This window comes from Anaeromyxobacter sp. PSR-1 (assembly GCF_000964525.1).
Taxonomy (GTDB): Bacteria; Myxococcota; Myxococcia; order Myxococcales; family Anaeromyxobacteraceae; genus Anaeromyxobacter.
This window is the reverse complement of sequence record NZ_BAZG01000285.1, coordinates 1-3,501: the sequence shown is the minus strand read 5'-3', so window position 1 is coordinate 3,501 and position 3,501 is coordinate 1. Positions and strand designations below refer to the sequence as shown.

Here is a 3,501-nt window from a genome sequence, read left to right as displayed (position 1 = left end):
CGACAAGGTCTTCTACCCGGAGGCCGGCTTCACCAAGGGCGAGGTGGTGGACTACTACCGCCGCGTCGCGCCCGTGCTCCTGCCGCACCTGCGCGACCGGCCGCTCACGCTGAAGCGCTACCCGGAGGGCGTGGACGGCCCGCACTTCTACGAGAAGCGCTGCCCGCGCCACCGCCCGGACTGGTTCCGCACCGAGGCGATCTGGAGCGAGGGCAACCAGGACTACATCGACTACTGCGTGGTGGACGACCTGCCCTCGCTGGTGTGGCTCGCCAGCATCGCCGACCTGGAGCTCCACCCCTCGCTGTCGCTGGTGGACGACGTGGAGCGGCCCACCGCGCTCGTGTTCGACCTCGACCCGGGCCCGCCCGCGGACCTGCTCGCGTGCTGCGAGGTGGCGCTGCTGCTGCGCCGGCTGCTCGCCGCGCTCGGCCTGGAGGCCTTCCCGAAGAGCTCCGGCTCGAAGGGCATGCAGCTGTACGTGCCGCTCTCCGGCGCGACGTACGCGGACACGAAGCCGTTCGCGCACGCGGTCGCCCGCCTGCTCGAGCGGCGCCACCCGCAGCTCGTGGTCGAGCGGATGGCGAAGGCGCTCCGCGGCGGGAAGGTGCTGGTGGACTGGAGCCAGAACGACCCGCACAAGACCACCGTCTGCGTCTACTCGCTCCGGGCGCGGCCGCGGCCCACCGTCTCGACCCCGCTCCGCTGGGCCGAGGTGGAGAAGGCGGCCCGGACCGGCGACGCGGGCGGGCTGGTGTTCGAGGCGGGGGCGGTGCTCCGCCGGGTCGAGCGCGTCGGCGACCTGTTCGCCCCGGTGCTGACGCTGCGCCAGCGCCTGCCCGCCCCCGCGGAGCTCGAGCGGGCGGCCGGCGCCTGAGCCCCCGGGCGGCGGCGCCCCGCGACCCCGTCGCCGCGGCGGCCGCACGCCTCCGGCGCGTGGCGCCTCCTGCGCCGCGGTCGCACCTTGTCCTCGGCGCGCGCACTCACCGCGCCGGGGGAGAGAGCCATGACCGCGCAGCACCGGCCCGGCCGGCCCACGCATGTCCCACCCGTGCACCCGGGCGGCGCGACCGAGGCGATCCGCCAGCTGCCGACGCGCGACCTGGTGTCGGAGCTGGCGCGCAAGGCGAGCGCGCTCGCCCGCAAGGAGGTCGAGCTCGCCAAGGCCGAGCTCCGGGCCGACCTGCGGGCCGAGGCGAAGATGGCGAGCGGCCTCGGCGTGGCGGGCCTGTGCGGGATCTTCACCGTGCAGCTCCTGCTCACCGCGGTGGTGCTGGCGCTCATGGAGGCGGGCCTGCTGCCGGGCTGGGCGGCGGCGCTGGTGGTCGCCGCGGTGGTGCTCGCGGCCGGCACCGCGGCCGGCCTGTGGGGCTGGGGGCGCCGCGTGCGCAAGCCGCTCGACACGACCCGCCGGTCGCTGCAGGACGGCGTCCGCTGGGCGAAGGAGCAGGTGGCATGACGCCGGGCGCCGACGGGCAGGTGCGCCGCGTGTCGGGTGAGATCGACGCGCTGCGCGGGGAGCTGGGGATGCTGGTGGGCGAGCTCGACCGCCGCCGGAGCGAGCTCTTCGACCTCGGGCTGCAGGCGCGCCGCCACCCGGTGGCGGTGGCGATCGCGGCGAGCGCCGCGGCGCTCGTCATCGGCGGCCTGGTCGCGATGGCGGTGCGCGCCCGCTCCGAGCGGCAGCGCCCGTCGGTGCGCGCGCGCGAGGCGCGGCGCGCGCTGGCGCGGCTGCTCGATCACCCGCAGCGCGTGGGCGCCGAGCCGAGCGTGCTGCGCAAGGCCGCCGCGGCGGCGGCGAGCACGCTCGCGGTGGCGCTGGTGCGGCGGGCGGTGGTGGACCGGTACCTGCGGCCACCCCCGGCGCGCGCCGCGCCGGCCGGGGCCCGCGCCCGCTGAGGCGGCGCGGGGCCCCGCCGCGGCGGCGGCCCGACTACTGGACCCGGTCCTGGATCTCGTGCGCGCCGGCGTGGTGGGCGCAGTGCGCGCAGCAGAACATGCGCCCGCCGGCCTCGGTGCCGTGCCCGATCACCCTGCACCCGCAGTGCGCGCAGCGCGGCGCCAGCGCCTGGATGGCGCACTCGAAGCTGTCGAACACGTGCCGCTTCCCGCCGGCGGTGATCTCGAACGCCTTGTCGTACTCGTTCCCGCAGACCTCGCAGCTCCCCGTCATCGCGCTTCCTCCTCCCGGCCGTGCGGCCGGCCTCCGCCTCCACCCACCCTCGCCACGCCGCCGCGAACCCGCCGCCGGGCCCCGAGCGCCACCCACGCGGCCGCGAGCGCCAGCTCGCCGGCGCCGTCCAGCAGGTACACCGGCGCGATCCTGCGGCGCCGCCCGGCGTACCAGAGCTCGATCGCCGCGATGCCGGCCGCGCTCGCGAGCGCGAGCCACCGGACCTCGGGCGTGATGCGGCGCCGCGCGCCGGCGGACAGCAGCGTGCCGCCGATCGTGCCGACGAGCACGCCCACCGTCCGGACGAGCCAGGGCTCGAGCTTGGGCCCGGTGACCGCCACGAAGCTCGGCATGTGGACGAGCGGCCAGGCGCCGGTGGCCGCGTAGAACGCGCCCTGGCCCAGCGCGAGCGGGCGCTCCCACCTGCGCCCCGCCTCCCCGCCCTCGATCTCACGCACCGCGCGCACGTCCACGAGGATGGCCACGCCCCGCACCCGGCGCCGCGCCGGCGCGGTGCACCTCGGCCGGCGGTGCGCGAGCGCACGTCCCGGTGGGCGGGCCGGGTCCCTCCGGCCGCCCGCCGCCGCGCCCGCCGGGACGCCTCCCCGGTCCGTGCCTAGCTTCGCGGGTACGAGGAGGACGACATGGCACGCGTGGAGAAGAGCATCGAGGTCGACCGGCCCGTACGGACCGTGTACGACCAGTGGACGCAGTTCGAGGAGTTCCCGCGCTTCATGGAGGGCGTCGAGGCGGTGCACCAGCTCGACGAGCGGACGCTCCACTGGGTCGCGAAGATCGGCGGCAAGCGCGAGGAGTGGGAGGCCGAGATCGTGCAGCAGATGCCCGACCAGCAGATCGCCTGGCGGCACACCCGCGGCGCGGTGAACCGCGGCGTCGTGACGTTCACCCCCGTCGACGACGGGCGCTGCCGCGTGACGCTCGCGCTCGAGTACGACCCGCAGGGCTTCGTGGAGAAGGTGGGCGACGTCCTCGGCGTGGTGTCGCGGCGCGTGGAGGGCGACCTCGAGCGCTTCAAGCGCTACGTCGAGGAGCGCGGCGTCGAGTCCGGCGGCTGGCGGGGCGAGATCCGCCCGCGCGAGCCGCACCACGATCCCATGCGCTGATCACCAGACCGCGCGGTGATCCTCGACCACCCCGGGCAGCCCGGCGACGGCCAGCGCGCCGCCGCCGGGCGCGGGGAGCACCCCCTCGAACGTCCCCGCCACCTGCGCGAAGCGCGTCCGCACCAGGCCGAGCGCGACGTCCTCGCGGTGGACCGCCTCCGGCCGGAACGCGAGGCGCACCGCGCCGCCCGCGCTCTCCACGCG

7 protein-coding genes are annotated in these 3,501 nt (G+C 77.0%); 4 read left to right on the top strand and 3 right to left on the bottom strand.

The window, feature by feature from the left end; genetic code table 11:
- The 3 genes from ligD to PSR1_RS22405 form a co-directional block, all read left to right on the top strand.
- A partial coding sequence (gene ligD, locus PSR1_RS22415) for a non-homologous end-joining DNA ligase (RefSeq protein ID WP_059439534.1) occupies positions 1-877 on the top strand: 877 nt, incomplete at its 5' end.
- A 129-nt stretch (positions 878-1,006) separates the two neighbouring features.
- Positions 1,007-1,459 carry a phage holin family protein gene (locus PSR1_RS22410; protein ID WP_059439533.1) on the top strand — a complete coding sequence of 151 codons (453 nt, stop codon included), beginning with the start codon at positions 1,007-1,009 and terminating at the stop codon, positions 1,457-1,459.
- Positions 1,456-1,899, top strand: coding sequence for a hypothetical protein (locus PSR1_RS22405; RefSeq protein ID WP_059439532.1), 444 nt, complete (start codon positions 1,456-1,458; stop codon positions 1,897-1,899). Before PSR1_RS22410 ends, PSR1_RS22405 begins: the two co-directional genes overlap by 4 nt.
- A 34-nt stretch (positions 1,900-1,933) precedes the next feature.
- Here PSR1_RS22405 and PSR1_RS22400 read toward each other — a convergent pair whose 3' ends face one another.
- Positions 1,934-2,173, bottom strand: coding sequence for a hypothetical protein (locus PSR1_RS22400; protein ID WP_059439531.1), 240 nt, complete (start codon positions 2,171-2,173; stop codon positions 1,934-1,936).
- Positions 2,170-2,658 carry a hypothetical protein gene (locus PSR1_RS22395; RefSeq protein ID WP_059439535.1) on the bottom strand — a complete coding sequence of 163 codons (489 nt, stop codon included), beginning with the start codon at positions 2,656-2,658 and terminating at the stop codon, positions 2,170-2,172. The genes PSR1_RS22400 and PSR1_RS22395 overlap by 4 nt, the downstream gene beginning before the upstream one ends.
- A gap of 159 nt (positions 2,659-2,817) precedes the next feature.
- Here PSR1_RS22395 and PSR1_RS22390 point away from each other — a divergent pair, with 159 nt between their 5' ends.
- Positions 2,818-3,297: an SRPBCC family protein gene (locus PSR1_RS22390; RefSeq protein WP_059439530.1), complete on the top strand. Its 480-nt coding sequence runs from the start codon at positions 2,818-2,820 to the stop codon at positions 3,295-3,297.
- Here the strand turns inward: PSR1_RS22390 and PSR1_RS22385 are convergent.
- Positions 3,298-3,501 (bottom strand): DUF2804 family protein (locus tag PSR1_RS22385; RefSeq protein ID WP_152643422.1); only part of this gene is annotated, 204 nt, incomplete at its 5' end.

Bases quoted from the DNA above. Each gene is read 5' to 3' on its own strand.
- PSR1_RS22410 (WP_059439533.1), top strand. From the start codon at position 1,007: ATGACCGCGCAGCACCGGCCCGGCCGGCCCACGCATGTCCCACCCGTG.
- PSR1_RS22405 (WP_059439532.1), top strand. From the start codon at position 1,456: ATGACGCCGGGCGCCGACGGGCAGGTGCGCCGCGTGTCGGGTGAGATC.
- PSR1_RS22400 (WP_059439531.1), bottom strand. From the start codon at position 2,173: ATGACGGGGAGCTGCGAGGTCTGCGGGAACGAGTACGACAAGGCGTTC.
- PSR1_RS22390 (WP_059439530.1), top strand. From the start codon at position 2,818: ATGGCACGCGTGGAGAAGAGCATCGAGGTCGACCGGCCCGTACGGACC.